Raw genomic sequence first — 25,290 nt, forward strand, 5'->3', positions numbered from 1 at the left:
GGGTCTTCGTTCGGTCGCGAACCCACTTTACAGCGAGCCGTTCGCAATGCCGGTCATTGCCAGGTCTGGCGGCCATACCAGTCGTCGACATCGGTCCGGACCCTGTCCTTCTCGATCCCGTAGCGTTCCTGAATCTTGCCCTCGAGCTGGTCGCGCTTGCCGGCGATGACATCGAGATCGTCGTCGGTCAGCTTGCCCCACTGCTCCTTGACCTTGCCCTTGAGCTGCTTCCAGTTTCCTTCGACGCGGTTCCAGTCCATGGGACTCTCCTCGTGATCGTGATGGGTATGCTTAAGGAACGCGCGGGCGGCGGAATGGTTCGGCACAAAAAGCCGTGTCAGCGGCAAATGCCGGGCCTGCGATCGCCTGGAAGATTTCCGCGATTCTTCGGATCGCGGAAATCTTCCAGGTCCTGATTTTATCGCATTTTCATCACGCGAACCGGTGCCCACTTCGCCCGAAAATGCTCCAGGAGCGATCCCCGCCACGAGCGGCTAGGCGTGCGCGCAGGCGCGGCGCCACCCAGTCCAGGAAGGCGCGGACTTTCAGGCTGCGCAGGCCTCCTTCCGCATAGGCGAGGCTGACGGGCAGCGGGGCCGGGGCCGGGATCAGTCCCGGCCTCCGCGCAGCGAAAAATCGGCAAACCGCTAAAATGCGAGCAAAATCCGTATCGGTCGGCCAAGGGCTTGCAGGTTAGGGAGGAGCATCACAGCCCAGAACAGGCCATGACGTACTCAGCGCAAGACATCACCAACGCCCTCCTGCGGATCAAGGAGGATGGCTTCGTCCTCGACAACGACGCCTTCGGCTATGCCGCGATCAGATGGGACGCCCGCCGGCTGAAGCGCGACCTGCGCGAGGCCGGTTATGCCGGCCCCGAGCTGGCTCAAGGCCGGATGATGAACGAGGGTGAGTCGATCTGCTGGCTCTACAACCCCGACGCCGTCGCCAAGGACAGCGTCGATCGCCTCGCTGCGGCGCGGCACTCGGCGCTCTACGGCGAATAGGCGCTCGGGGTGATCGAGCCCCGCCAGTGCAAGCACCGACGGCGCCACTCTCCCTCACTGACGAGCGTCGCCGGCGCCTATCGTCCCCGCTGTTTGCAGCCGGGCGTCGTGGCTTCCTGTTCGAATGCGTCCGCTTGCCCTTCATAGGCGCTCGCCATGGCGGCCAGGCGAGCTGCGCCCTCGCTGTCCCGGGCCGTATCGGCCCAGCGGCGGCACATCAGCGCCTTGACGCGCAGGGCCTGAGCCTGCCGAACTCTGTCATGGTCCATGGCGGCGCTCCAACACACCAGATCACCCTGCAGCTTGCGGCCGTCAGAGACGAAAGCGCTTCGATCGCGGGAGTGATCACGCGAGCCCGAACAGCTTGAGACAGATTACTGTCCAAGCAGACTTTTGGATGCACAGGCCGAAATCAAAAACGCCTCGATCTGCCGTGACGCAGCTGTTCGTCGTCTTTGAAGCCACCTTACTATTTGATCGGCAAAGTGCTACGGCATGTTATTGGCAGCGTTAATGGCAGGAGCCAGAAACGACAGGCCGCGAATATTAAGCATGTTTCCTGGCTGGAACTCCGAAGATTACCGTATCGCTATAAATCCTACGCGGCGAAGGCGCTGCCAGTCGCTCAAGCGAATAGGTCCCGCGCCTGCCGCTTGGAGATCGTCGATATCAGATGAATGAGGGCGCTTGAGCACTCGGAATGATAGTCAACGATTGCCGTGTTGGACAGTTGGGCAATGCGTCGACTAGGTTTGCCCGGGCCGCAGCTTGTAGAAGACGTGCCGGCCGATCGTGTCCATCTTCTTCAGCTTCCGCGCCCAGTACGGCCGGACATAGTCGGCGTGGTAGTGGGTGGAGGCGCCGACCTCAGCCAGATAGGTCGTGCCATCATAGACCTCGCGGGCGATGCGGACGGCATCGCGCCAGGGCCCCGGCTCGGTGATGCGCAGCGCCTTGCCCTCGCAGGCGAAGGTGAACTGGCAGGCGAGATGGCGGCTGGCGTTCTGGTAGACCGCGCCGCAGACCGTGTTCGGGTAGAGCCCGCTCTTGACCCGGTTGAGCACCACCTGCGCCACTGCGGCGCGGCCCTGCTCGCCTTCCGAGCGCGCCTCGAAATAGACGGCTTCGGCCAGGCAGCGCTGCTCCTTGGCCATGTTCTCGGGCGCAATCAGGCTGGTGTAGATCTGCTTCTCGCTGGGGTCGACGGTGCGCAGGTCGATGGTCGTGCCGCGCTCCGACTTGGCGATGCGACTGCGCGATTTCGGCTCGGCGGCAACGGGCGCCATCTGCATCGGCGTGGCGGAGGCCGCTCCGGCGACGCCGGTGGCTGCGGGCGTGCTGGAGGACTGGCCGAGCGCCGTGGAGACGGACGGCGTCGAGCCGTCGAGGTTTTCCGGATTCAGTTCGCCATGGCGCGGAGAGCCGATGCTCTTCGGAACCGCCGTCGGCGAGGAATCGGACAGGGCCGGGTCGGTCATCCCCTCGTCGCGCAGGAAGGGTTCGAAGCCGAGCGGCGGCTCCTCCGGGCTTTCCTGCGCTTCGAGCGAAAAGCCGCCCGAGATCAGCCCGGGCTGGGTGTCGCCGAAGACGACCTGCTCGAGCTCGCCGGGTGGGCCGTTGCGGGTCAGCGTCGGACGTAAGGGCACGATCGGATCGCCCTTGCTGCTGCGGTCGACCTGCGGGAAAGCGCTGGCCGTGCGCTTCATGTCCTCGCGCGGCTGGCGCGGGTCGATCGCGAAGGTCCGCTCGGGCGTTTCGAAGGAAAGTCGCGCCGGCTGGATCAGGCGGGCATAGGCGCGCTCCGGCATACGAAAGGCGCTGGCGGCCACGAGCAGCGACGGGCCTTCCGCAAGGTCGGAGAGCGCGCCCGGCGCGGTGCGGAGGATCAGCGAGCCCGGCGGGCCGAGGACATCGGGCTTCTGCCCGGCCGAAGCGGTGAAGGAGACCAGCATGCCGGCCGAGAGCGCCCAGGGAGCGACGGTCGCCAGCGCCCAGCGCAGCTTCTGCCAGCCCATTCGCTTCGATCGCCGACGCAGACGCAACTGACCCAGGCCCTCGTTTCGCAAAGACGACAGATGAGCGACCGCGAATCCTGATGATGCAAATTCGCGACACTCGGATAATCCCTTGTCAGGGTTGAAAGGCGGTTAACGGCCGTCCGCTCGCGTCGGCGGCCCTCCGCCAAAAGACGGCTTTCCCGATCGGGGATTTGTCCCTTATGCTGCGCCGCAACAAAGGGAGAGAGACATGAATGCCACCGCCCTCAAGGCCGATTCCGAAGCCAATGCCGTCGCGTTGATCGCTGCCGCCTTGCCGGGCTTCGAGGCCTTGCTGGAGGAGGCGGTCGCAGCCGTCAGGCAGAAGGTGCTGGTCGACGGCCGGATTTCCTCGGCGAGGCTTGAGCAGGAGCAGCACGCTGCGCACGGCCTCTCCTGGCTCGCCACCTATGTGATGGGCCTGCGCGAGCTCAAGGCTTATGGCGAGCGCCTGCAGGCCGAGGATCGCTACGGCGCGATCGAGGACTACGCCATCCGGATCGGCGCAGGCGAGTATGCCGCCCAGATCTTCGGCGGCATCCCGATGAGCCAGGGCGAGATCGTCCGCCTACCGGCGCTAGGCCTCACGGCCAAGGCCGTCGCCGCCGCTTGCTCGGACGCGGCGGAGCAATTGATCGCCGAGGGCAACACGCCCGAGAACCGCGCCCGCTTCGTTGCCCTGTTCAGCCAGAGCCAGGGCCTCGCCAGCGTCGGCGACCCCGGCCTCGACGAGACGCTGGAAGCGATCCGCTCGGAGATGCGCCGCTTCTGCGAGCAGCAGGTGACGCCGCATGCCCATGAATGGCATCTTCAGAACGAGTACATCCCGCTGCCGGTAGTCGAGCAGATGGCCGAGCTCGGCGTCTTCGGCCTGACCATCCCCGAGGAGTTCGGCGGCATGGGCCTGTCGAAGGTCTCGATGTGTGTCGTCTCCGAGGAGCTCTCGCGCGGCTATATCGGCGTCGGTTCGCTCGGCACCCGCTCCGAGATCGCCGCCGAACTGATCCTGAACGGCGGCACCGACGAGCAGAAGGCCTATTGGCTGCCGAAGATCGCCTCGGGCGAAATCCTGCCGACCGCCGTCTTCACCGAGCCCAATACCGGATCCGACCTCGCATCGCTGCGTACCAAGGCGGTGAAGGACGGCGACACCTGGAAGGTCTACGGCAACAAGACCTGGATCACCCACCCGGTTCGCGCCGACATCATGACACTGCTGGTCCGCACCGATCCGGATGCGCCGGGCTATCGCGGCCTCTCCATGCTGATCGCCGAGAAGCCGCGCGGCACGGATGCCGAGCCGTTCCCGGTCGAGGGCCTGACCGGCGGCGAGATCGAGGTGCTCGGCTATCGGGGCATGAAGGAATACGAGCTCGCCTTCGACGGCTTCGAGGTGAAGGGGGAGAACCTGCTCGGCGGCGTCGAAGGGCAGGGCTTCAAGCAGCTGATGCAGACCTTCGAGGCCGCCCGCATCCAGACCGCGGCGCGGGCGCTCGGCGTCGCGCAATCTGCCTTCGATCTCGGCCTGCGCTATGCCCAGGAGCGCATCCAGTTCGGCAAGCCGCTGATCGCCTTCCCGCGCGTCGCCGACAAGCTCGCCATGATGGCGGCCGAGCTCGTTATCGCCCGCCAGCTTACCTATTTCGCCGCGCGCGAGAAGGATGCCGACCGGCGCTGCGATCTGGAAGCCGGCATGGCCAAGCTGCTCGGCGCCCGCGTCGCCTGGGCGGCGGCCGACAACGCCCTGCAGATCCATGGCGGCAACGGCTTTGCGCTGGAATACCCGGTCAGCCGCGTGCTCTGCGACGCCCGCATCCTCAACATCTTCGAGGGCGCGGCCGAGATCCAGGCGCAGGTGATCGCGCGGCGGCTGGTGGAGGGGTGAGGTGAGGCCTTTGGCCTAGAGGCTGGCCGCCGCCCGCGCCGCCTGGTCGTACTGGCCCGACAGCGAGCGCATCGCGGCGGCGATCTCGGACAGTCGGGCCGGATCGACGCCGGTCGCCAGCACAGATTTCACCAGCAATTGCTCGCGGATCTGGGCGTAGCGCTTGCAGGCGTCCTCGCCCGCGGGGGTGATCGCGACGGTCTTTTCCTTGCCCTTGCGGCCGCTCTTCAGAAGCTTCAGGCGCTCGAGCTTCTTCAGCGAATAGTTCACCAGATGCGTGTCCTCGATGTTGAGGACGAGGCAGATGTCGGCGAGGCGCTTGGCCTTGCCGCGATGGTTGACGTTGTGCAGGACGAGCACGTCCATCGGCGTCAGCTCGGGAATACCGGCGGCGGTCATGCAGCGCAGCATCCAGCGCTGGAAGGCGTGCACCGTCATCGTCAGCGCGAACTCGAACTCCGACAGCGCCGGCATCGCGCCAGAGGCGAGATGGCCGGAAGAGACGATCGGGCCGAGGTCGTCGGAAGGGAGCATGCTGTCTCTAGCCGAAAGAGGCGCGGTGCGCGGGGGGCTCCCTTCTCCCCTCGGGGGAGAAGGTCCCGGCAGGGGGATGAGGGCAGTACGACTGGGTGAGAGTCGGACAGGTCGAGCCTATCCTTCCCTCATCCGTCAGCGCTTCGCGCTGCCACCTTCTCCCCCGAGGGGAGAAGGAAAGCATCACGCCTCACATCTTCTTATAGGCGTCGACGATCGCCTGGCCGTCGGCGCCGGCCTTCTTCAGCCAGTCGGCGGTCAGCGTCTCGCCGGCCTTCTTGAAGCCGTCCTTGAGCGCCGGCGACGGGGCCTGCACCTTCATGCCCTTGGCCTTGAGCTGGTCGAGATACCAGTTGGTCTTCTCTTCCCACATCTTCCAGCCGCGCGCTTCGGCGGTGGCTGCGGCCTTCAGGATCGCCTCCTGCGTCGGCTTGTCGAGCGCGTCGAAGGCGGCCTTGTTGACGAAGGTCGCGTCCTTCGGGATCCAGGCCTGGACGTCGTAGAAATGCGTCAGCGTCTCCCAGGCTTTGGAGTCGTAGCCGGTGCCCCCCGACGACATGAAGGAGTTGACCACACCGGTCGCCAGCGCCTGCGGCAGCTCGGCCGCCTGGATCGTCACCGACTGCATGCCGAGCAATTCGCCGAGGCGGGCGGTGCCGACATTATAGGCGCGCCACTTCAGGCCCTTCATGTCCTCGATCGTGTTGAGCTCCTTCTTGGTATAGACGCCCTGCGGCGCCCACGGGACCATGAACAGCAGCTTGATCCCCTGGCTGTCGAGCTTCTTCTCGACCGCCGCCTTCGAGGCCTTATAGAGCTTCAGCGAGTCGGCGAACGAGGTCGCCAGGAACGGCACGACGTCGATGCCGAAGACCGGGTCCTCGTTCTCGTGCAGCGAGATCAGCACCTCGCCCATCTGGGCCTGGCCGCTGGCGACGGCGCGCTTGATCTCCGGCGCCTTGAACAGTGCCGCGCCGGGGTGGACGGTGATCTGCAGCTTGCCTGACGTCGCGGTCTCGACGTCCTTGGCGAAGAGGACGAGGTTTTCCGAGTGCGGGTTGTCGGCAGGGTAGGCCGCCGGCAGGTTCCACTTGGTCTGGGCCGAGGCGGGGGCGGCTAGCGCGAAGGCGCTGCAGCCGAGTGCGAAGGCGGCGATGGCGGTTCTGCGGTTGAACATGCGTTGTCCCTCTCTCTTTTGCTTGGTCTTGAACTCAATCGGGGAATGCGAGCTTGGGCAAGTAGAGCACGATCTGCGGGAAGGTCGTGATGATCACCACCGCGACGTTGAGCAGAATGAAGAACGGGAAAGCCGCTTTCGCAACCGTCCAGGTGTCCTTGCCGCTCATGTTCTGCAGCACGAACAGGTTGAAGCCGACCGGCGGGGTGATCTGCGCCATCTCGACATGGATGACGAGGTAGACGCCGAACCAGACGAGGTCGAACCCGGCCTCCTTGACCATCGGCAGCACGATAACCGCCGTCAGCACGATCATCGAGATGCCGTCGATCAGGCACCCCAGGATGATGTACATCACGGTCAGCGCCAGCACGAGCATGTGGGGCGAAAGCTGCTGGCCCTTGACCCATTCGGCCAGCGCCGCCGGGATGCCGGTGAAGCCCATCGCCGCCGTGCAGAAGGCCGCGCCCGCAAGGATCAGCATGATCATGCAGGTGAGGCGGGTCGCGCTCATGATGCTTTCGAGCAGCGCCGCCCAGGTCAGCGTACCGCTCCACCAGGCGAGGAAGAGCGCGCCGGTGACGCCGAAGGCAGCGCATTCGGTCGCGGTCGCGAAGCCGAGGATCAGCGACAGGAAGACGGCGGCGATCAACAGCAGGCAGGGGGCGAGCTTGGCCGATTGCCGGAGCTTCTCGCGGAACGGAAGGGACGGGTCGCGCGGGGGGGTCTTGCCCGGGTTCAGCCAGGACCAGATGATGACGTAGCCCATGTAGAGCGCCATCACGAGCAGGCCGGGCAGGAAGCCGCCGAGGAAGACCTGCAGCACCGAGACGTTGGCGGTGACTGCGTAGACGACCATCGGGATCGATGGCGGGATCAGGAGGCCGAGCGTGCCGGACCCGGCGAGCGTGCCGAGGCTCAGGCGCTCGTCATAGCCGCGCTTCGCCAGCTCGGGCAGGGCGATCTTGCCGATGGTGGCGACCGTCGCGGCCGACGAGCCGGAGACCGCCGCGAAGATGCCGCAGCCGACGATGTTGGTATGGATCAGCCGGCCGGGCAGCCATTGCAGCCAGGGCGAGAGACCTTGGAACATCTGCTCGGACAGCCTCGTCCTGAACAGGATCTCGCCCATCCAGATGAAGAGCGGAAGGGCCGCGAGGGTCCAGGACGCCGTGGCGCTCCACACCGTCGTCGCCAGCACTTGGCCGATCGGGACATTGGTGACGAGGTTCATCGCCAAGAGGCCGACAAGGCCGAGGCCGACGGCGATCCAGACGCCGCTCGCCAGGATACCGACGAGGAAGAGCAGCAGGACGAGCGAGAGTTCGGGCAGGGACATCAGACGCCTCCACCCTGCGCGACGCGCTCGACCAGTTCCTCGACGGATTTCGGCGGTTCGGGCTGATAGGTCGGACGTCCGCCGCGGGCGACGATGACGAATTCGTCGAGCAGCGCGATCAGGAGGATGCCGAGCCCGATCACCATGGCGAGCTGCGGAATCCATAGCGGCACGGACACGACGCCGGTCGACATGTCGTCGAAGCGCCAGGAATCATGCGCGAGACGCCCGGTCTGCCAGGTGAAATAGCCTATGAAGGCCGATGCAACGGTGAGCGACACCAGTTCGGCGACCTGCCGGCGGCGGCCGCTGAGTCGTTCGATCAACAGGCCGACGCGGATCATCTCTCCACGCTTGAAGGTGTGGGCGAGGCCGAAAAAGGCCATTCCCACCAGTGCCCAGGAGGCGAAATCGTCACCGGAGGGAATGTTTAAGCTGATCTCGCGGCCGATCGACATGAACATCATCAGCACGAAGATCGCGACCAGGCTGACGCCGGAGAGCCAGCCGGAGACCAGATAGAGTGCGTCGAGGAAGCGGCGGATCATGCGCGCGCCTCGCGACGATGCGTCGCCGCGCCGGGCCGCTCGGCCATGCGCAAAGCGGCGGTTGCCAGGACTGGTCCCGTCATGAAAGCCTCCCCTAAGATCGGCCCGGCCCCTCAGCCATGTCCCGATCGCTGATCGTCGATCCTAATCGGCGAAATGAGCTTGTCAACGTTTCATCGACGATTTATCGATGAAACGTCAAAGAGCCTTGTTGGCCAATAATCGGGGGATCAGATGACGAACGGCCGTTGGGACTTCTGGATCGACCGTGGCGGCACCTTCACCGACGTGATCGGCCGTGATCCCACAGGCAAATTGCATGCCCGCAAGCTGCTCTCCGAGAATCCCGGTGCCTATCGCGACGCCGCCGTCCAGGGCATCCGCGATCATCTCGGCCTGAAGCAAGGCGAGCCGATCCCTGCCGGCACGGTCGGCGAGGTCCGCATGGGCACGACGGTCGCGACCAATGCGCTGCTGGAGCGCAAGGGCGACCGGACCTTGCTCGTCACCACCAAGGGTTTCCGCGACGCACTGCGCATCGGCTACCAGGCCCGGCCCGACATCTTCGCCAAGGAGATCATCAAGCCGGAGCAGCTCTACGACGCAGTGGTCGAGATCGAGGAGCGCGTCCTCGCCGATGGTACGGTCGAGAAGGCCGCAGACGAGGCCGCGATCCGCGCCGCCTTGCAGGCTGAGTTCGATGCCGGATTCCGCGCCGTCGCGATCGCCTTCATGCACGGCTACCGCTACCCCGCGCATGAAGAGCGCGCCGCCAGGGTCGCCCGCGAGATCGGCTTCCCACAGGTCTCGGTCAGCCATGAGGTCTCGCCCCTGATCAAGCTGGTCGGGCGCGGCGACACCGCCGTGGTCGACGCCTATCTCTCGCCGATCCTCGCCCGCTATGTCGCGCAGGTCTCCGAGGAGCTCGACATCGCCCGCACCGGCGCGCGGCTGATGTTCATGATGTCCTCGGGCGGCCTCACCGCCGCCGACCTGTTCCAGGGCAAGGACGCGATCCTCTCCGGCCCTGCCGGCGGCGTCGTCGGCCTCGCCGAGACCGGCCGCTCGGCCGGCTTCGACAAGGTCATCGGCTTCGACATGGGCGGAACCTCGACCGACGTCGCCCATTTCGACGGCGAATACGAGCGCGCCTTCGAGACCGAGGTCGCCGGCGTGCGCATGCGCGCCCCGATGATGCTGATCCATACCGTCGCTGCAGGTGGCGGGTCCATTCTGCATTATGACGGCTCGCGCTTTCGCGTCGGCCCAGATTCCGCCGGTGCCAATCCGGGCCCGGCCGCCTATCGCCGCGGCGGCCCGCTCGCCGTGACCGACGCCAACGTGATGGTCGGTAAGCTGATCCCGTCCTATTTCCCGCCGATCTTCGGCCCCGGCCAGGACCAGCCGCTCGATGTCGCGACGGTGCGCGAGAAATTCGCCGCTCTCGCCGCTGAAGTTGGCGATGGTCGCTCGCCCGAGGAGGTCGCCGACGGCTTCGTCCAGATCGCCGTCGCCAACATGGCCGAGGCGATCAAGAAGATCTCGGTCCAGCGCGGCTACGACATCACCCGCTATGCGCTGAATTCCTTCGGCGGCGCCGGCGGCCAGCATGCCTGCCTCGTCGCCGATGCGCTCGGCATCAAGACGGTGCTGCTGCACCCGTTCTCCGGCCTGCTCTCGGCCTATGGCATGGGACTGGCCGAGATCCGCGCAACCCGCACTGCGGCGCTCGACGTGCCCCTGGATGCCGAGGCCAAGGCCGCGATCGGCGTGCTCGCCGACAGGCTGGGCGCCGAGGCGAAGGGCGAAGTTGCCGGGCAGGGCGTGCCGGATGGCGACATTGCCATCCATGTCCGCGCCCATATCCGCTACGCCGGCACCGACACCGCGATCGCGACACCCTTCGGCAGCCGCGCCGAAATGCAGGACGCCTTCCAGGCCGCGCACAAGGCCCGCTTCGGCTTCATGGACGAGACCAAGGCGCTGGTCGTCGAGGCCGTCGAGGTCGAGGCCGTCGGCGGCGGCGCCCGTTTCGAGGAGGCTGCGGCAGCCGAGAGCGCTGGCGATCCGGAGGTCGCCGAGCGCACCCGCTTCTTCTCCAAGGGGCAGTGGCACGAGGCGGCGATCGTCCGGCGCGAGGCGATGGCGCGCGGCCAGGGCATTGCCGGCCCGGCGATCGTGATCGAGCCGAACCAGACCGTCGTGGTCGAGGATGGCTGGACTGCAAAGCTGACCGCCAAGGACCATCTCGTCCTGACCCGCAGCAAGGCGCTGGTTCAGAACGCTGCGATCGGCACTAAGGCCGACCCGGTCATGCTCGAGATCTTCAACAACCTGTTCATGTCGATCGCCGAGCAGATGGGCGTGACGCTGCAGAACACCGCCTATTCCGTGAACATCAAGGAGCGGCTCGACTTCTCCTGCGCCGTCTTCGACCAGACCGGCGCGCTCGTCGCCAACGCGCCGCACATGCCGGTGCATCTCGGCTCGATGGACCGCTCGGTCGAGACGGTGATCTCGAACAATCCGGTGATCCGCCCGGGCGACGTCTACTGCCTGAACGCACCCTACAACGGCGGCACGCACCTGCCCGACATCACGGTCTGTACCCCAGTCTTCGACAACGAGGACCAGCAGATTCTGTTCTGGGTCGCTAGCCGCGGCCACCACGCCGATGTCGGTGGCACTGCGCCGGGCTCGATGTCGCCGCTGGCCACCAATATCGAGGAAGAGGGCGTCTATATCGACAATTTCAAGATCGTCGATCAGGGCCGCTTCTGCGAGGAGGAGCTGGTCAAGCTCCTGACCGGTGCGCGCTATCCGGTCCGCAATGTCGTCCAGAACGTCAACGATCTGAAGGCGCAGATCGCCGCCAACGAGAAGGGCGTGGCGGAACTGCGCAAGATGATCCGCTCCTTCGGCCTCGACGTCGTCCAGGCCTATATGGGCCACGTCCAGGACAACGCCGCCGAGAGCGTCGCGCGCCTTTTGACCCGCCTGCATGACTCCGAGTTCACCTATCCGATGGACCAGGGCTGCGCGATCAAGGTGAAGATCACCATCGATCGCGAGAAGCGCGAGGCGACCGTCGACTTCACCGGCACTTCGCCGCAGCGCGAGGACAATTTCAACGCGCCGGCGCCCGTCACCCGCGCCGCCGTGCTCTATGTCTTCCGCGTCATGGTCGACGATGCGATCCCGATGAATGCCGGCTGCCTGCGGCCGATCAAGGTGATCGTGCCGGAGGGCTCGATGCTGGCGCCGCGTTATCCGGCCGCCGTCGTCGCCGGGAATGTCGAGGTCAGCCAAGCCGTGACCAACACGCTGTTCGGCGCGCTGGGGGCGATGTCGTCCTCGCAGGGCACGATGAACAACCTGACCTTCGGCAACGACCAGTACCAGTACTACGAGACGATCTGCTCGGGCTCGCCGGCCGGGCCGGGCTTCAACGGCACCTCGGGCGTCCACGTCCACATGACCAATTCGCGCCTGACCGATCCGGAGATCCTGGAGACGCGCTTCCCGGTCGTGCTGGAGGACTTTCACATCCGCGCCGGCTCGGGCGGCAAGGGCGAATGGAATGCCGGCGACGGCACCAGCCGCACCATCCGGTTCCTCAAGACGATGGACTGCGCCATCCTCGCCTCGCATCGCAAGGTCAGGCCTTTCGGTATGAAGGGCGGCGAGCCCGGCGAGCTCGGCAGGACGCTGGTCCGGCGGCTTTCGGGTGAGATCGAAGAGCTGAAGCCATCGGACCAGACGCTGCTGCAGGCCGGCGAGGCTGTCACCGTGATCACGCCGACGGCCGGCGGCTATGGAAAGCCGAAGACCTGACGCTTAGGTCTGCTCTCTAAGACGGAGACCGACCATGCCCCAGACCTGGATGATCACCGGTGCCAATCGCGGCATCGGCCTGGCCTTGACGATGGAATTGCTGCGACGGGGCGACCACGTCGTCGCCGCGGCGCGCGATCCCTGGGGCGGGGCTTTGGCGGAGGTCGCCGGCGGGCAGGCCGGGACGCTGACGCCGCTGGAGCTCGACGTTACCTCCGACAGGAGCGTCGCCGCAGCCAAGCAGGCGCTCGATGGCCGCCCGATCGACGTGCTGGTCAACAATGCCGGCGTCTACGGCCCGCGCGACCGGCAGTCGGCGCTCGACATGGATTTCAACGCCTGGCGCGAGGTCTTCGAGGTCAATGTCTACGCGCCCTTGCGCGTGGCGCAGGCCTTCCTGCCCAATGTCGAGGCGGGCACCGGCCGCAAGATCGTCACGATAAGCAGCCGCATGGGCTCGATCGGCAGCAATCCCTCCGGCGCGATCGCCTATCGCTCCTCGAAGGCGGCGGTGAACATGGTGATGGTCGGTTTCGGCAATGCGGTGCGCGGCGGCGAGGTCGCGGTGCTGCTCTTCCATCCCGGCTGGGTCCGCACCGACATGGGCGGAGGCGGCGCCGACATCCCGCCGGCCGAGAGCGCCGCCGGGTTGATCGCCACGATCGACGCCTCTGGCATGCGCGAGACCAAGAGCTTCCGGAACTGGAAGGGCGACGAAATCCCCTGGTAGGGGTTCAGCTGCCGCGGGTCGAGGCGAGCCAGAGGCCGCCGCCGATCAGGAAGCCACCGCTGACCTTCGACATCAGCCGGACGCGCCGCTGCGACAGGAAGCGGCCGGCCCGGCCGGAGAGGATCGCATAGGCGCTGTCGCTGACCGCGGCGAAGAGCATGGCGGTCGCGCCCATGATTGCGATCTGGGTGGCATAGTCGCGGGCCGGGTCGAGGAACTGTGGGAAGAAGGCGCCGAAGAAGACCAGCGTCTTCGGATTGCTCAGCGCCACCAGCAGTCCCTGCAGGAAGAAGCCGCCGCGCGGCGGGCGCGCCTCGATGGCGTCGTCGGCCACTGCGCCGGCGCTGCGATACATCTTCCAGCCCAGCCAGATCAGATAGGCTGCGCCGGCGAGTCTGACCCAGTCGAACCAGTGGCCCATCGCCGCGATCACCGAGCTCAGCCCGATGCCGACGATCGCGATCATGATCAAGAGCCCGGCCTGCGTTCCTGCCATGTTGAGAAGCCCGGCGCGGCTACCATGGCGCAGGCTGTTGGCGATGATCAGCGTCACCGTCGGGCCGGGAACGATCACGATGACGAAGCAGGCGACGAGATAGGCGGCGAAGAGTTCGAGTGACATGGAGTAGCCTCCCGGCGGGCTTGGCGGTCGCCTCGCAGGCGGCGCATCATTCCTCTCCTGTTTGGGCCGGCCTGTCGAGAGAGGGAGGGGCGCTTGACAGAGACGGATTTCCGAGTCGTCCCGCTGACGCCGGAGCTTTGGCCGGCGCTCGAGGATCTCTTCGGCCCGCAAGGGCCCTGCTATGGCTGCTGGTGCAATCATTTCCGCATGCCGCCGAAATTGCGCAAGCCGTTGCTTGGCGAGGGAGCGCGCCAGCTCTTCGAGGAGCGGGTGTAGAAGGGGCCGCCGCCGGGCGTGCTAGCCTTCGCCGGCAATGTCGCCATCGGCTGGCTGCAGATCGGGCCGCGGGCGCATGTGCCCGAATGGAATAATCCGCGCCGGGCCTCGACGCCGCTGCCGGATGCGCCGGCACAGGATGAGCGCAACTGGGCGGCCTCCTGCTTCTTCGTCCGCAAGGGCTTTCGCGGCAAGGGCGTCACGGCGGTGCTGCTGGCTGGCGGGCTCGATTTCGCGCGGGCGAGCGGCGCATGTTTGGTCGAGGCCGCGCCGATGGACAACGAGGCCAGGCGCAGCGCCGACGGGCTCTATGTCGGTCCGGAGAGCGTGTTCCAGCGCGCCGGGTTCGTCGAGGTCGCCAGGCAGAAGCCGGGTCGACCGCTGATGCGCTGCGTGCTGTAGCGGAAGCGCCTTCGCAACGGTGTCGAAGGGTCGGTGTCAAGCCAAATATTTTATATTTTTTAGATACTTAGCTGGCTCCGTTAAGGATCTGTTTGTCTCGCATTTGCGAAAGCTCTGCTCGCTGACGAAGCGGTGAAGACGATGCGGCCGTTCGGGCTTACAGCCAAGATCACTGTCCTGTTCGCGATCTTCGGGGTCGCCGCTGCGCTCGGTTTGGCGAGCGCGGTCAGCGGGCTCGATTCCGTCCACGAGATCGACCGCGAGGCCTTCTCCGGACAGCAGCTCGCCAACAAGGCGGCGTTGCTGTCGAGCCGGGTCGCGCAAGCTTCGCTCCTCAGCCGTTTCGACGATGCGACGGAGCCGGGGGCGGTCGCAACCGCGCTCGACCAACTCGATGAAGCGGTCGAGCTTGTCGATGCCGCACGCGCCAATCTGCTGTCGTCGCTGCCTGCCGGCCAGCGCCAGGTCAATGCCGTGCTCGATCCTCGCATCAGGACCTTCATCGCCTTCCAGCGCGACATCGTCGATATCGGCCGGCGTGTCTCGCCCAAGGCGGCGCTGATCGAGGCCTCAGCCGCCGAGGCGCGCGAGAACGTCCGCCAGATCATCGCGGCGACGGCGCGGCTCCGCGACGATCTCGATCGCCAGGCCGGCCTCGCCGCTAGCCGCGCCCGCGCTCTGGCGCAGGAAGTCAGGCTGCGCGTGATCCTGATCGCAGCCGGTCTTCCGCTGGCGGGTGGTCTGCTCGCGATCCTGCTGCTGCGGACCTATCTGACGCGGCCCCTGCGCGTGCTGATGGAGACCATTGCGAAGGTCACCTCCTCGGATCGTGCAGTCGAGGTGCCCTACGGCAAGCGGCGCGACGAGATCGGCCAGCTTGCCCGCACCGTGCGCACGCTGAGCGAGGTCCGCGCCACTCTCGTCACCCGCGATGCCGAGGCCGATCTCGCACAGCAGCATCGGCAGCATCGGACGGAGGAACTGCACAGAATCGCCCAGGAGTTCGAGGCGCGCATCGGCCGTCTGCTCGCCGATATCGGCCGGCTGAGCGAGGGCCTGCGCGCTGCGCTGGACGCCTCCGCCCTCCGTGCAGGCCAGATCTCGCACAGCGGCAATGCCGCGGCGCAGGCCGTCGCCGGAGCCGGTGACGAGGCGATACGCATCGCCGATGCGGCGGTGCGGCTGGAAGCGGTCGTCGAGCAAATCAATCGCGAAGTCAGGCGCGTCTCCGAGACAGCGAGCCTCGCGACCCGCGACGCCTCCGGCACGGTCGGCCTGGTCGGCCGCTTGACCGAGAACGCCGGCAAGATCCGCGATGTCGTCCAGCTGATCGAGGCGATCGCGCGCCAGACCAACCTGCTCGCGCTCAACGCCACGATCGAGGCGGCTCGCGCCGGCACGCATGGCCGCGGCTTCGCCATCGTCGCCAGCGAGGTCAAGGCCCTGGCGACCCAGACCGCCGACGCGACGGCGCAGATCTCGATGCGGATCGCGACCGTCGACACGGCGCTGTCGCAGGCTGCGCAGGCGATCACCGGTATCGCGAGCCGCGCCGGCGCCGTCGAGCAGGCGAGCACCGAGATCTCGACCATGGTCGCCTCGCATACCGGCCTGCTGCAGGGGCTTGGTGAGACCATCGCGCGCATCTCGGTGGTCACCGGACAGGCGGCGGCCGCGGTGACGACGATCGCCGGCGCCGGTGTCCAGACCACGGCGCATGCCGAGCAGGGCGCGAGCGGCGCCCGCCAGCTCGACGAACGCATCTCGGCGCTGCAGGCCGAGGCCGACGAATTCGCCCGGCGCCTGCGCGCCGCCTGAACCGGCTTGCCTTGGCCGCCCGACTCGCGGCCTTGTGCGCCATGCCCAAAAGCATCTGCAACCTCCCATGAGCTGGTCGCCGCAGCAGGACGCGGCGCTCGCCGCCGTGGCCGATTGGCTGAAGGTCGGCTCGCCACAGCTCTTCCGCCTGTTCGGCTATGCCGGCACCGGCAAGACCACGCTCGCCCGGCATATCGCCGAGGGCGTCGACGGCACCGTCGTCTTCGCCGCCTTCACCGGCAAGGCGGCGCTCGTGCTGCGCAACAAGGGCTGCGAGGGCGCGCAGACCATCCATTCGCTGATCTACCGCTCGCGCGGGGTCGACGAGGAGAGCCCGACCTTCGTGCTCAATCGCGAGAGCACGGCTGCCAAGGCCAAGCTGATCATCATCGACGAATGCTCGATGGTCGACGAGGAGCTCGGGCGTGACCTGCTCTCCTTCGGCACGCCGGTGCTGGTGCTCGGCGACCCCGCCCAGCTTCCGCCGGTCAAGGGCGGCGGCTTCTTCACGGAAGGTCAGCCCAACGTGATGCTGACCGAGGTCCACCGCCAGGCGGCCGACAATCCGATCGTGCGCATGTCGATGATCGTGCGCGAGGGCGGGCGGCTCGAAACCGGCGACTATGGCGCGAGTCGGATCATAAGGCGCGCCGAGATCACGCCGGAGCTGGTGCTCTCGGCCGATCAGGTGCTGGTCGGCCTCAACAAGACGCGCCGGCTCTACAATGCCCGCATGCGCCAGCTCATGGGCCATACCGCCAATGTCCCGGCAGTCGGCGAGAAGCTGGTCTGCCTGCGCAACGACAAGAGCAAGGGCCTGCTCAATGGCGGCGCCTGGATCGTGCAGGAGCTCAAGACCTCGAAGAAGGGCCTCGTTACCATGCGGGTGACGCCGGAGGACGACACTGGCGGCAAGCCGGTCAAGGTCTCGGTCATGCCGAATTTCTTCGACGGCACCGAGGACGAGGTGCCCTGGGAACTGCGCCGCCACACCGACGAGTTCACCTTCGGCTATGCGCTGACCGTCCACAAGGCGCAGGGCTCGCAGTGGGACAACATCGTCATGTTCGACGAGGCCTTCGCCTTCCGCGAGCACCGGGCCCGCTGGCTCTACACCGGTCTGACCCGCGCGGCCGAGACGATCACGGTGGTGATGTAAGCTCTGCGAGCAGGCGGGCGCGCTCCAGATCCTTCGGGCGCCCGAACCCTGCGATGATGCGCCTGAGCTCATCCCGCTCGGGGATGTAGACGGTCGCCGAGCCGAGAGTGACGGCCTGACGCGTCACTGGCTGCACCGGATGCCAGGCATGGCCGACGCGATGCTCGAAGCCGGCCATGAGATCGACCGGCACGGGCTGCGTTGCCCATTTGGCCAGGACTTTGGACCTGAACAGCGGGCTCGGCGGCGCCGGATAGGGTTCGATCCCGATCAGCGGCAAAATACGGCCGATATCCTCGACGCTGAGCAGGACATCGACGTCGGCAACGGTGATCGGCCTGGCCCCATGCAGGGCCGCTGCGGTGCTGGCGATGATCCACCAGGGATCGCGTGCCGTTTCCATGATTCTTGCGACGGAATCGAGAGTCTCGATCAGGGGCGCGGGCAGGGGCATGAACCGCCTATAGCAGCCCTCGAGGTTCTGCGGCGAGCCCGCGCCAGACCGTCACGGTAGATGGGAATTGCGTGAAACGCTGCTGGCGGAGAAGATTTTTCTTGGTATGCGATGGTTTCGTGCTGGCCCGGCAATGCATCGGAACCTATGATGATCGCAGCTTCGACCTTTGATTTGCGCATCGACCGCCGCGGCAGCAACTGCGCCAAATGGGACAAGATGGAAGCCATCTACGGCGTGCCGGTCTCCGACGGCATCGCCATGTGGGTCGCCGACATGGATTTCCGCCCGCCGGCCTGCGTCCAGGCCGCGGTCGAAGCGATGGCCGCCCATGGCATCTACGGCTATTTTGGCCACGAGAAGACGAACAGCGACGCGATCCGCTGGTGGATGCAGGAGCGCCATGGCTGGAGCGTCGAACCGGAGGCGATCTTCACCACGCATGGGCTGGTGAACGGAACGGCGCTCTGCGTCGACGCCTATACCAGGCCGGGCGACGGCGTCGTGCTGATGACGCCGGTCTACCACGCTTTCGCCCGCGTCATTAAGGCGGCCGGCCGCCACGTCGTCGAATGCCGGCTGGCGCAGCAGGACGGCCGCTATGTCCTCGACATCCCAGCCTGGGATGCGCAGATGACCGGCAAGGAGACGATGCTGGTCCTGTGCTCGCCGCATAATCCGGGCGGGCGGGTCTGGAGCCGTGACGAGCTCCGCCAGATCGCCGATTTCTGCGTCCGCCACGACCTCGTCCTGGTTTCGGACGAGATCCACCACGACCTGGTCATGCCCGGCCACAAGCACATGGTCATGCCTCTTGCGGCACCGGAGATCGTCGATCGCCTGGTGATGATGACGGCGACGACCAAGACCTTCAACATCGCCGGCGCCCATGTCGGCAACGTCATCATCCCCGATGAAAAGCTGCGTGCCCCGTTCCGCGCCCGCATGAACGCGCTCGGCATCTCTCCGAACTCCTTCGGCATGGAGATGTCGACCGCCGCCTACAGCAAGGAGGGTGCCGCTTGGGTCGATGCGCTCGCCACCTATCTCGACGGCAATCGCCGGGTCTTCGACGCGGCGATCAACGCCATCCCCGGCCTGCGCTCGATGCCGCTGGAGGCGACCTATCTCGCCTGGGTCGACTTCTCCGGCACCGGCATGGAGCCGAAGGACTTCATCGCCCGCGTCGAAAAGCAGGCGAAGATCGCGGTCAACCACGGCAGCAGTTTCGGCGCCGGCGGCGACAGCTTCCTGCGCTTCAACCTCGCGACCCAGCGCGCCGTCGTGGTCGAGGCGGCCGAGCGCCTGAAGCAGGCCTTCGCCGACCTGCAGTGAAGGTAGCTTCGTTCAGAAATGCGCGAGATAGCCGCCGTCGACCGGTAGCGTCACGCCGGTGACATAGGCCGCTTCCGGCGAGCATAGGAAGGCGACGGCGCCGACCAGCTCGTCGGGAACGCCCCAGCGCCCGATCGAGGTCCGCCGCGCCAGCATCCCGGCGATGCCGGGATCGGCGACGAGGCCGGCATTGGCCTCTGTCGCGAAGAAGCCGGGCGCGACGGCATTGACCGTGATGCCGCGCGGGCCGAGCTCGGCCGCAAGCGCGCGCGTGAGCGCCTCCAGCCCGCCCTTGGTCGCGATATAGCCGGGGTCGCCGGCGCGCGCGATCGAGCCGGCGATCGAGGTGATGTTGACGATCCGCCCGCCATCAGGAATGTGCCGCGCAAGCCGCCGCACCAGGTCGAACGGCGCGACGAGATTGACCTCCAGCAGCGCCCGGAAGGCGGCGCGGTCGAGCGCATCGAGCGGCCGGCGATCGCGCAAGCCGGCATTGTTGACGAGGATGTCGATGCGGGGATGACGGGCGAGCAGCGCACCGAGCGCCTGCGCGGTCGCATTCTCGTCGGCGAGATCAGCAGCGAAGGTCGAGACCGCCAAGCCTTCCGCCGCCAATTCAGCCGCCGCGCTGTCGAGCGCTGCCTGGCTGCGGCCATGGATCACCACATCGGCGCCACGCGCGGCGAGCCCCTTGGCGATCGCGAGGCCGAGGCCCTTGCCGGCGCCGGTAATCAGGGCCGTTCGTCCGTTCAGATCAGTCATCGCCTCTCGCCGTCAGCCTTGCAGGCCGCCGAGCTTGCCGCACGGCCGCGTCCTGTCGCGTCAGCACCGGCCCCGTCCATCACAAGCGCTGCGAGGTCGTGCCCTTGGCGATGATCGGGCCGGTCGGGCGCCCGGTCGGCGAGCCCGACGCCGGCTCCAGCGTGATCTCGAAGAGCTGGCCGTTGCCGAGCGGCAGGTTGTCGAGTCGCAGGGGCGTCGAGCGCGCGCGGTCGATCAGGCCGACCGAGCGTGGCCCGACGGCACGATCCCACAGCGTCCAGATCTCGAGCGCCTTGCCGGCCGGCACGTCGATGCTCTGCAAAGGCAGCATCTCGACGCGCCCATCGGCGAAAGTGTTGACCACGGCGGCGGCGGCGTTGCCCTCGGTCAGCAGCACTGCGACCATCAGCGGCTGGCGCTTGGCGCGATCGAGCGCGCCGAAGAGGCCGACAGCCAGCAGCACGCTCGCCAATGCACCGGCGAAGGCTGCGCCGCGCCAGACGAACAAGCTGTTCCACCAGTTTGCGAAGCGGCTGGAGGTTGCCAAGGCCGGACGCGCGATCCCCGCCGAGGCGGTCGGCTGGATCAGCCCGGCGATCCCGGCCTCGATGCGGGACCAGAGATGGGCCGATGGTGTGATCGGTGTGGCCGTGGCGTCGAGCGCGGCGAAATGGCGGCGCCAGCGTTCGACCGCCGTCGCGAAGGAAATGTCCTGCTCGAGACGGTGCTCGGCGGCCTCGCGCTCACGGCCTTCGAGCAGGCCGAGGACATATTCACCCGCGAGCGCGATGGCTTCGGGGGAGGTTGCATCGGCGGCGGGGCTCATCCGAGGCACTCCTTCAGCGAGAGCAGCGAACGGCGGATCCAGGATTTCACCGTGCCGAGCGGCAGCTTGAGCCGCCCGGCGATCTCGCCATGGGTGAGGCCCTGGACGAAGGCGAGCAGCACGAGGCCGCGGCGCTGCGGCGAGAGCGTCTCCAGGCAGGCCCGCAGCGCGCTGGCGTCGGACAGTTTCGCCATCACGGTCTCGGGATCGTCCTCTTCGCTCGCCGTCTCCTCGGCGATCGGGGTATCGCTTGTCTCCGTACGCTTCTCATCGCGCAGGATCGAGAGGGAGCGGTTGCGCAGGATCGCGTAGATCCAGGTCAGGCCGGCGCCGCGCTCGGGATCGAAGCGGCCGGCATGCCTGAAGATCAGTACGAATGCGTCCTGCACCGCTTCCTCCGCCAGCGCCCGGCGCTTCAGCAAACGCTGCGCTACACCGAGCATACGCGGCGACTCGGCCTCGTAGATGCGGCGGAGTGCAGTTTTATCGCCAGCGGCGCAGGCGAGCAGCGCGGCTTCGATCTCGCCGGTCTGTCGCGGCTGCGTAGCGTCGGTCGCCATCCATCTCCCCGCTCTCCCGCCGTCCTCTCGGATGCGGCGAGCCCATTGATACGCGATACCTGCGGCCTTGGATGCTGCCGGAGGCCTTTATTTTTTCTTTCGCATCCGGTCCGGGAGTCCGCCGCTATCCGCCATGGGTGCCGCGCCGCAGGAGGCGTCGGCCAGCCCTTCAGAGATCGCGACACGAACCGGAGGACGTCACATGACCAAGGCTCGCAACCTGCTTCTCGCTTCCACCATTCTCAGCGCGGCTTTCGCGGCGACTGCAGCCCAGGCCGGCACGCTCGCCGTTCTGACCGGCGACGACACGCTGACCATGGTCGATACCGCCACCCAGAAGGCTGGCAAGTCGATGAAGGTCAGCGGCATCAACGGCAAGATCGCCGGCATCGATGTCCGTCCCGCCGACGGCATGCTCTATGCGCTCGCCGCCGACGGCACGATCTACACGGTCGACAAGGCCGGCAAGGCCACGATGAAGTCGAAGATGGACACGGTCCTGTCCGCCAGCACCTTGGCGACGGTCGACTTCAACCCGGCCGCCGATCGCCTGCGTGTCATCGGCGCCGATGGCACCAACCTTCGCGTCAACGTCGACGATGGCAAGACCACGGTCGACGGCAAGCTGAAATTCGCCGAGACCGACATGCACAAGGGCGAGACGCCGATGGTCGTCGCCGGCGCCTACAGCAATTCGGTCAAGGGCACCAAGGAGACGGCGCTCTACGACATCGACGGCAAGATTGGCGGGCTCCTGAAGCAGGCGCCGCCGAATGACGGCGTTCTTGGCGCGATCGGCAAGCTCGGCGTGACCCCGAAGGCGATCGCTTTCGACATCGAGACGGCCGCAGACGGCAGCAACACCGGTTGGCTCGTCGCCGATGGCGGCCTCTACAAGGTCGACCTCGCCACCGGCAAGGCTGCCATGGTCGGCAAGATCGCGGGGATCAGCGCAGCGGTGCGCGACGTCGCCGCGCTGCCGGCGATGTGAGCTGAACGCATCACCTGATTTCCAAAGGGCCGCCGTTCCCCCCGGGAGCGGTGGCCTTTTTCCATCGCGGAGACGGCCGGGCTTTCGCCATAGTTGCAGTGGAGTTTGCGGATGGCGACGCAGATGGCGGAGGCGAGGGCATGGCGGATTGGTCAGACCCACGCTTGAGGACGCAGGTTTTGCAACGCTTCGGCCTCGGCCCGAAGCCGGGGCAGGGCGGAACGGTTGCAGACGTTCGCGAGCGCCTGCTTGCAGAGATTAGCAGCGACGGGGCGCCGCAGCCGCGCGTCGGCTTCTCCGGTGCGGCGCCGATCGGCCGGGCGCTCTACGCTTTCGAGGACGAGGAGCGCGCCGCCCGCGAGGCAAAGCGCGTCGCCGTCCAGCAGGGCGGCGGGCAGCCGGCGATGGGGCAGGGCGTTCAGGTCGCGGCTGCATCGCCCATGCCTGGCCAGCCGCAGGGCTCGATCGCGGCACCGGCGCAGCCGGCCCCGCCTTTTCCGCAGGCGGTCTATCGCGAGGAGGTCGTCAGCCGCGTCCAGGGCGCGCTGGAGGCCGAGGCCGGCTTCGCCGAGCGGATGGTGCAGTTCTGGTCGAACCATTTCTGCGTCTCGGTCGCCAAGGGCAATTTCGTTCGTGCCATGGCCGGCGCCTTCGAGCGCGAGGCGATCCGCCCCAATATCTTCGGCCGTTTCGAGGACCTGCTGATCGCCGTTGAGAGCCATCCGGCGATGCTCAACTTCCTCGACAACCAGCTTTCGATCGGTCCGGATTCGCGCGCCGGCAAGCGCCGCGGCCGCGGCCTCAACGAGAACCTCGCCCGCGAGATCATGGAGTTGCACACGCTCGGCGTCTCCGGCGGCTATACGCAGGCCGACGTCACCTCGCTGGCGCGGATCATCACCGGCTGGACGGTGGTCGGGCGCGATGCGCGGTTGGGCTTCCCCGGCTCCTTCGCCTTCAATCCCGGCCTGCACGATCCTGGCGGCCAGAGGCTGCTCGGCAAGGTCTACCGGCAGGAGGGCAAGGAGAAGGGCATGGCGGCGCTCGCCGATCTCGCCCGCCATCCGAGCACGGCGAGCTTCATCGCCCGCAAGCTCGCCCGCCATTTCGTCGCCGACGACCCGCCGCAGGCGCTGGTGGCCGAGCTCGCGCGTGTCTTCCGCGACACGGGCGGCGACCTCGCCGCGCTCTCCCGGGCGCTGGTGACCTCGGAGCTCGCGGGCGTAGCGCCGGCGACCAAGCTGCGCACGCCGCAGGAATTCCTGGTCGCCGCGTTCCGGGCGCTCGGCCGCAAGCCGGATTATGGCCAGGTCGCCGGGCCGCTCGGCGTGATGGGACAGCCGCTCTGGCAGCCCTCCGGCCCGGACGGCTATCCCGACACGAACGCCGCCTGGGCAACGCCCGAGGGGATCAAGACCCGCATCGACGTTGCCGCCCAGCTCGGTCGCCAGGCAGCCGGTTCGGTCGCCGATCCGCGCGCGCTGGTCGAGGAGGTGCTCGGCCCGCTCGCGTCGTCGCAGACCCGGCAGGCGGTGGCGCGTGCCGAGAGTAAGCCGCAGGCGCTCGCCCTGCTGCTGATGTCGCCCGAATTCCAGCGGAGGTGAGCATGGCCGCCGATGATGATGACTGCGAACGGATGACGCCCTCGCGCCGGGCTGTGCTCGGGGCGGCCAGCGCGCTCTTTGCCTGGTCCTACATGCCGAAATTCGCCCATGCGGCCGCTGGCTCGCGCGATTCCCGCTTCCTGCTGGTGGTGCTGCGCGGCGCGCTCGACGGACTCTCGGCCGTGCCCCCGCTCGGTGACCCCGGTTACGCCGATCTGCGCGAGGGCATCGCACTGGCCAAGGACGGGCCGGAGGCGGCGCTGCCGCTCGACGGCTTCTTCTACCTGCATCCGGCGATGCCGAACCTGGCCCGGCTCTATGCCGAGGGACAGGCGGCGATCGTCCATGCCAGCGCGACCGGCTATCGCGAGCGCTCGCATTTCGACGGGCAGGATGTGCTCGAAAGCGGACAGGGCGGCCCGGGCAAGACCGATAGCGGCTGGCTCAACCGGCTGATCGCCAGCCTGCCGCCGGGTGAGGCGGTCTCGCGCCACGGCGCGCTCGGTGTCGGCGTGGTCCCCCCTCTGGTGGTGCGGGGCCAGGCGCCGGTGCTGGGTTGGGCGCCGCCGCGCATGGCGCGGGCCGGCGCCGACCTCGTCCAGCGCCTCGGTGATCTCTACGGCGAGCGCGATCCCGCTCTGGCGCTGGTGCTGAAGCGGGCGATCGAGACCGAACTGATCGCGAGTAAGCAGGGCGCCGAGCAGCCGCGCGGCGGCGGCGGGCCGGACAGCGCCGAGGGCATGAAGCGCATCGCCGAGGGCGCCGCGCGACTGGTCGGTGCCGAGGACGGTCCGCGCATCGCGGCATTGGCGTTCGAGGGCTGGGACACCCATGCCAATGAAGGCGGTGCCAAGGGAAGGCTCGCCACGCTGCTCGGCGGGCTCGACGGCGCGCTCGCCACCTTCGAGAGCGGGCTCAAAACCGTTTGGAAGGACACGGTGGTGATGGTCGTCACCGAGTTCGGCCGCACCGCCCGCGTCAACGGCACGGTCGGCACCGATCACGGCACCGGCACGGTCGCCTTCCTGGTCGGCGGCGCGGTCAGGGGCAGGCGGATGATCGTCGACTGGCCCGGCCTCAAGCCGGAGCAACTGCACGAGCAGCGCGACCTCAGGCCGACCACCGATATCCGCGCGGTTGCGAAGGGCGTGGTCGCCGACCTGTTCGGGCTCTCCGGCCCGGTGCTGGCCGAGAAAGTGTTCCCCGGCACCGGCGGGTTCGCGCCGATGCAGGGGCTGATCGTCTAGCCTCCTTCTCCCCTCGGGGGAGAAGGTCCGGCAGGGAATGAGGGCGTTATGACGGGGTGAGACACTACAAAAAGGGCCGCCTATGCGGCCCTTCCCTCATCCGTCTCGGCTTCGCCGAGCCACCTTCTCCCCCGAGGGGAGAAG

General features: G+C 67.3%; 24 protein-coding genes. 12 read left to right on the forward strand and 12 right to left on the reverse strand.

Annotated elements, in window-relative coordinates:
* Nucleotides 1–53 precede the first annotated feature (53 nt).
* Nucleotides 54–260: a CsbD family protein gene (locus V7S63_RS15125; protein ID WP_336530811.1), complete on the reverse strand. Its 207-nt coding sequence runs from the start codon at nt 258–260 to the stop codon at nt 54–56.
* A 465-nt stretch (nt 261–725) separates the two neighbouring features.
* Between V7S63_RS15125 and V7S63_RS15130 the strand changes: the two genes are divergently transcribed.
* Nucleotides 726–1,007, forward strand: coding sequence for a hypothetical protein (locus V7S63_RS15130; RefSeq protein ID WP_091831593.1), 282 nt, complete (start codon nt 726–728; stop codon nt 1,005–1,007).
* 77 nt (nt 1,008–1,084) lie between these two features.
* Here V7S63_RS15130 and V7S63_RS15135 read toward each other — a convergent pair whose 3' ends face one another.
* Together V7S63_RS15135 and V7S63_RS15140 are read right to left on the reverse strand one after the other, a co-directional pair.
* Complete coding sequence (locus V7S63_RS15135; RefSeq protein ID WP_091831591.1) at nt 1,085–1,276, reverse strand: hypothetical protein; 192 nt, start codon at nt 1,274–1,276, stop codon at nt 1,085–1,087.
* A 477-nt stretch (nt 1,277–1,753) separates the two neighbouring features.
* Entirely contained in the window at nt 1,754–3,022 is a 1,269-nt protein-coding gene (locus tag V7S63_RS15140; protein WP_336530812.1) for a cell wall hydrolase, read from the reverse strand.
* Between the two features lie 232 nt (nt 3,023–3,254).
* On the opposite strand from V7S63_RS15140, the gene V7S63_RS15145 reads away from it, so the two are divergent.
* Entirely contained in the window at nt 3,255–4,928 is a 1,674-nt protein-coding gene (locus tag V7S63_RS15145; RefSeq protein ID WP_336530813.1) for an acyl-CoA dehydrogenase family protein, read from the forward strand.
* A 15-nt stretch (nt 4,929–4,943) separates the two neighbouring features.
* On the opposite strand, the gene V7S63_RS15150 is transcribed toward V7S63_RS15145, so the two are convergent.
* The 4 genes from V7S63_RS15150 to V7S63_RS15165 all read right to left on the reverse strand — a co-directional run bounded on the left by V7S63_RS15150 (nt 4,944) and on the right by V7S63_RS15165 (nt 8,526).
* A complete protein-coding gene (locus tag V7S63_RS15150; RefSeq protein ID WP_091831584.1) occupies nt 4,944–5,462 on the reverse strand; it encodes a winged helix DNA-binding protein in 519 nt (172 codons plus the stop codon).
* 190 nt (nt 5,463–5,652) lie between these two features.
* Nucleotides 5,653–6,639: a TRAP transporter substrate-binding protein gene (locus tag V7S63_RS15155; RefSeq protein ID WP_336530814.1), complete on the reverse strand. Its 987-nt coding sequence runs from the start codon at nt 6,637–6,639 to the stop codon at nt 5,653–5,655.
* 34 nt (nt 6,640–6,673) lie between these two features.
* Complete coding sequence (locus tag V7S63_RS15160; RefSeq protein WP_100965376.1) at nt 6,674–7,978, reverse strand: TRAP transporter large permease; 1,305 nt, start codon at nt 7,976–7,978, stop codon at nt 6,674–6,676.
* Nucleotides 7,978–8,526 (reverse strand): TRAP transporter small permease, encoded by a 549-nt coding sequence (locus V7S63_RS15165; protein ID WP_100965377.1) that lies wholly within the window; start codon nt 8,524–8,526, stop codon nt 7,978–7,980. Before V7S63_RS15165 ends, V7S63_RS15160 begins: the two co-directional genes overlap by 1 nt.
* Nucleotides 8,527–8,760: 234 nt before the next feature.
* On the opposite strand from V7S63_RS15165, the gene V7S63_RS15170 reads away from it, so the two are divergent.
* Nucleotides 8,761–12,360 carry a hydantoinase B/oxoprolinase family protein gene (locus tag V7S63_RS15170; RefSeq protein WP_336530815.1) on the forward strand — a complete coding sequence of 1,200 codons (3,600 nt, stop codon included), beginning with the start codon at nt 8,761–8,763 and terminating at the stop codon, nt 12,358–12,360.
* Between the two features lie 34 nt (nt 12,361–12,394).
* Entirely contained in the window at nt 12,395–13,090 is a 696-nt protein-coding gene (locus V7S63_RS15175) for an SDR family oxidoreductase (protein WP_336530816.1), read from the forward strand.
* Nucleotides 13,091–13,094: 4 nt separating this feature from the next.
* Here the strand turns inward: V7S63_RS15175 and V7S63_RS15180 are convergent, their stop codons facing one another.
* Nucleotides 13,095–13,712: a LysE family translocator gene (locus V7S63_RS15180; protein ID WP_336530817.1), complete on the reverse strand. Its 618-nt coding sequence runs from the start codon at nt 13,710–13,712 to the stop codon at nt 13,095–13,097.
* Between the two features lie 93 nt (nt 13,713–13,805).
* Between V7S63_RS15180 and V7S63_RS15185 the strand changes: the two genes are divergently transcribed.
* From V7S63_RS15185 to V7S63_RS15200, 4 genes are all read left to right on the forward strand, one after another.
* Nucleotides 13,806–13,988, forward strand: a complete 183-nt coding sequence (locus V7S63_RS15185; RefSeq protein ID WP_336530818.1) for a hypothetical protein — start codon at nt 13,806–13,808, stop codon at nt 13,986–13,988.
* An 18-nt stretch (nt 13,989–14,006) separates the two neighbouring features.
* Nucleotides 14,007–14,390: a GNAT family N-acetyltransferase gene (locus V7S63_RS15190; protein WP_336530819.1), complete on the forward strand. Its 384-nt coding sequence runs from the start codon at nt 14,007–14,009 to the stop codon at nt 14,388–14,390.
* A gap of 141 nt (nt 14,391–14,531) precedes the next feature.
* Nucleotides 14,532–16,208: a methyl-accepting chemotaxis protein gene (locus V7S63_RS15195; RefSeq protein ID WP_336530955.1), complete on the forward strand. Its 1,677-nt coding sequence runs from the start codon at nt 14,532–14,534 to the stop codon at nt 16,206–16,208.
* Nucleotides 16,209–16,275: 67 nt separating this feature from the next.
* Nucleotides 16,276–17,367: an ATP-dependent DNA helicase gene (locus V7S63_RS15200; RefSeq protein WP_336530820.1), complete on the forward strand. Its 1,092-nt coding sequence runs from the start codon at nt 16,276–16,278 to the stop codon at nt 17,365–17,367.
* On the opposite strand, the gene V7S63_RS15205 is transcribed toward V7S63_RS15200, so the two are convergent.
* Entirely contained in the window at nt 17,351–17,770 is a 420-nt protein-coding gene (locus tag V7S63_RS15205; protein ID WP_336530821.1) for a hypothetical protein, read from the reverse strand. The genes V7S63_RS15200 and V7S63_RS15205 overlap by 17 nt on opposite strands.
* Nucleotides 17,771–17,971: 201 nt before the next feature.
* Here V7S63_RS15205 and V7S63_RS15210 point away from each other — a divergent pair, with 201 nt between their 5' ends.
* Nucleotides 17,972–19,156, forward strand: coding sequence for a MalY/PatB family protein (locus V7S63_RS15210; protein WP_336530822.1), 1,185 nt, complete (start codon nt 17,972–17,974; stop codon nt 19,154–19,156).
* A 12-nt stretch (nt 19,157–19,168) separates the two neighbouring features.
* On the opposite strand, the gene V7S63_RS15215 is transcribed toward V7S63_RS15210, so the two are convergent.
* From V7S63_RS15215 to V7S63_RS15225, 3 genes are all read right to left on the reverse strand, one after another.
* Nucleotides 19,169–19,918 carry an SDR family oxidoreductase gene (locus V7S63_RS15215; RefSeq protein ID WP_336530823.1) on the reverse strand — a complete coding sequence of 250 codons (750 nt, stop codon included), beginning with the start codon at nt 19,916–19,918 and terminating at the stop codon, nt 19,169–19,171.
* A gap of 79 nt (nt 19,919–19,997) precedes the next feature.
* Nucleotides 19,998–20,744: an anti-sigma factor gene (locus tag V7S63_RS15220; protein WP_336530824.1), complete on the reverse strand. Its 747-nt coding sequence runs from the start codon at nt 20,742–20,744 to the stop codon at nt 19,998–20,000.
* Nucleotides 20,741–21,304 (reverse strand): sigma-70 family RNA polymerase sigma factor, encoded by a 564-nt coding sequence (locus V7S63_RS15225; protein WP_091831558.1) that lies wholly within the window; start codon nt 21,302–21,304, stop codon nt 20,741–20,743. The genes V7S63_RS15220 and V7S63_RS15225 overlap by 4 nt, the downstream gene beginning before the upstream one ends.
* Nucleotides 21,305–21,506: 202 nt before the next feature.
* Here V7S63_RS15225 and V7S63_RS15230 point away from each other — a divergent pair, with 202 nt between their 5' ends.
* The 3 genes from V7S63_RS15230 to V7S63_RS15240 all read left to right on the forward strand — a co-directional run bounded on the left by V7S63_RS15230 (nt 21,507) and on the right by V7S63_RS15240 (nt 25,146).
* Complete coding sequence (locus V7S63_RS15230; RefSeq protein WP_336530825.1) at nt 21,507–22,295, forward strand: DUF4394 domain-containing protein; 789 nt, start codon at nt 21,507–21,509, stop codon at nt 22,293–22,295.
* 179 nt (nt 22,296–22,474) lie between these two features.
* The gene (locus tag V7S63_RS15235; protein ID WP_336530826.1) at nt 22,475–23,899 is read left to right on the forward strand and encodes a DUF1800 domain-containing protein; all 1,425 of its coding nucleotides are present in this window, start codon (nt 22,475–22,477) and stop codon (nt 23,897–23,899) included.
* 2 nt (nt 23,900–23,901) lie between these two features.
* Nucleotides 23,902–25,146: a DUF1501 domain-containing protein gene (locus V7S63_RS15240; protein ID WP_336530827.1), complete on the forward strand. Its 1,245-nt coding sequence runs from the start codon at nt 23,902–23,904 to the stop codon at nt 25,144–25,146.
* Nucleotides 25,147–25,290 lie beyond the last annotated feature (144 nt).

This window comes from Allobosea sp. CCNWLY174 (assembly GCF_037120455.1).
GTDB classification, from domain to species: Bacteria; Pseudomonadota; Alphaproteobacteria; order Rhizobiales; family Beijerinckiaceae; genus Allobosea; species Allobosea lupini.

Excerpts from the sequence above, each read along its gene's own strand:
- V7S63_RS15150 (WP_091831584.1), bottom strand. The coding sequence starts at position 5,462 with ATGCTCCCTTCCGACGACCTCGGCCCGATCGTCTCTTCCGGCCATCTC.
- V7S63_RS15155 (WP_336530814.1), bottom strand. The coding sequence starts at position 6,639 with ATGTTCAACCGCAGAACCGCCATCGCCGCCTTCGCACTCGGCTGCAGC.
- V7S63_RS15125 (WP_336530811.1), bottom strand. The coding sequence starts at position 260 with ATGGACTGGAACCGCGTCGAAGGAAACTGGAAGCAGCTCAAGGGCAAG.
- V7S63_RS15170 (WP_336530815.1), top strand. The coding sequence starts at position 8,761 with ATGACGAACGGCCGTTGGGACTTCTGGATCGACCGTGGCGGCACCTTC.
- V7S63_RS15195 (WP_336530955.1), top strand. The coding sequence starts at position 14,532 with ATGCGGCCGTTCGGGCTTACAGCCAAGATCACTGTCCTGTTCGCGATC.
- V7S63_RS15180 (WP_336530817.1), bottom strand. The coding sequence starts at position 13,712 with ATGTCACTCGAACTCTTCGCCGCCTATCTCGTCGCCTGCTTCGTCATC.
- V7S63_RS15175 (WP_336530816.1), top strand. The coding sequence starts at position 12,395 with ATGCCCCAGACCTGGATGATCACCGGTGCCAATCGCGGCATCGGCCTG.
- V7S63_RS15225 (WP_091831558.1), bottom strand. The coding sequence starts at position 21,304 with ATGGCGACCGACGCTACGCAGCCGCGACAGACCGGCGAGATCGAAGCC.
- V7S63_RS15140 (WP_336530812.1), bottom strand. The coding sequence starts at position 3,022 with ATGGGCTGGCAGAAGCTGCGCTGGGCGCTGGCGACCGTCGCTCCCTGG.
- V7S63_RS15130 (WP_091831593.1), top strand. The coding sequence starts at position 726 with ATGACGTACTCAGCGCAAGACATCACCAACGCCCTCCTGCGGATCAAG.
- V7S63_RS15145 (WP_336530813.1), top strand. The coding sequence starts at position 3,255 with ATGAATGCCACCGCCCTCAAGGCCGATTCCGAAGCCAATGCCGTCGCG.
- V7S63_RS15135 (WP_091831591.1), bottom strand. The coding sequence starts at position 1,276 with ATGGACCATGACAGAGTTCGGCAGGCTCAGGCCCTGCGCGTCAAGGCG.
- V7S63_RS15215 (WP_336530823.1), bottom strand. The coding sequence starts at position 19,918 with ATGACTGATCTGAACGGACGAACGGCCCTGATTACCGGCGCCGGCAAG.
- V7S63_RS15200 (WP_336530820.1), top strand. The coding sequence starts at position 16,276 with ATGAGCTGGTCGCCGCAGCAGGACGCGGCGCTCGCCGCCGTGGCCGAT.
- V7S63_RS15240 (WP_336530827.1), top strand. The coding sequence starts at position 23,902 with ATGGCCGCCGATGATGATGACTGCGAACGGATGACGCCCTCGCGCCGG.
- V7S63_RS15210 (WP_336530822.1), top strand. The coding sequence starts at position 17,972 with ATGATCGCAGCTTCGACCTTTGATTTGCGCATCGACCGCCGCGGCAGC.
- V7S63_RS15220 (WP_336530824.1), bottom strand. The coding sequence starts at position 20,744 with ATGAGCCCCGCCGCCGATGCAACCTCCCCCGAAGCCATCGCGCTCGCG.
- V7S63_RS15230 (WP_336530825.1), top strand. The coding sequence starts at position 21,507 with ATGACCAAGGCTCGCAACCTGCTTCTCGCTTCCACCATTCTCAGCGCG.
- V7S63_RS15205 (WP_336530821.1), bottom strand. The coding sequence starts at position 17,770 with ATGGAAACGGCACGCGATCCCTGGTGGATCATCGCCAGCACCGCAGCG.
- V7S63_RS15165 (WP_100965377.1), bottom strand. The coding sequence starts at position 8,526 with ATGATCCGCCGCTTCCTCGACGCACTCTATCTGGTCTCCGGCTGGCTC.
- V7S63_RS15160 (WP_100965376.1), bottom strand. The coding sequence starts at position 7,978 with ATGTCCCTGCCCGAACTCTCGCTCGTCCTGCTGCTCTTCCTCGTCGGT.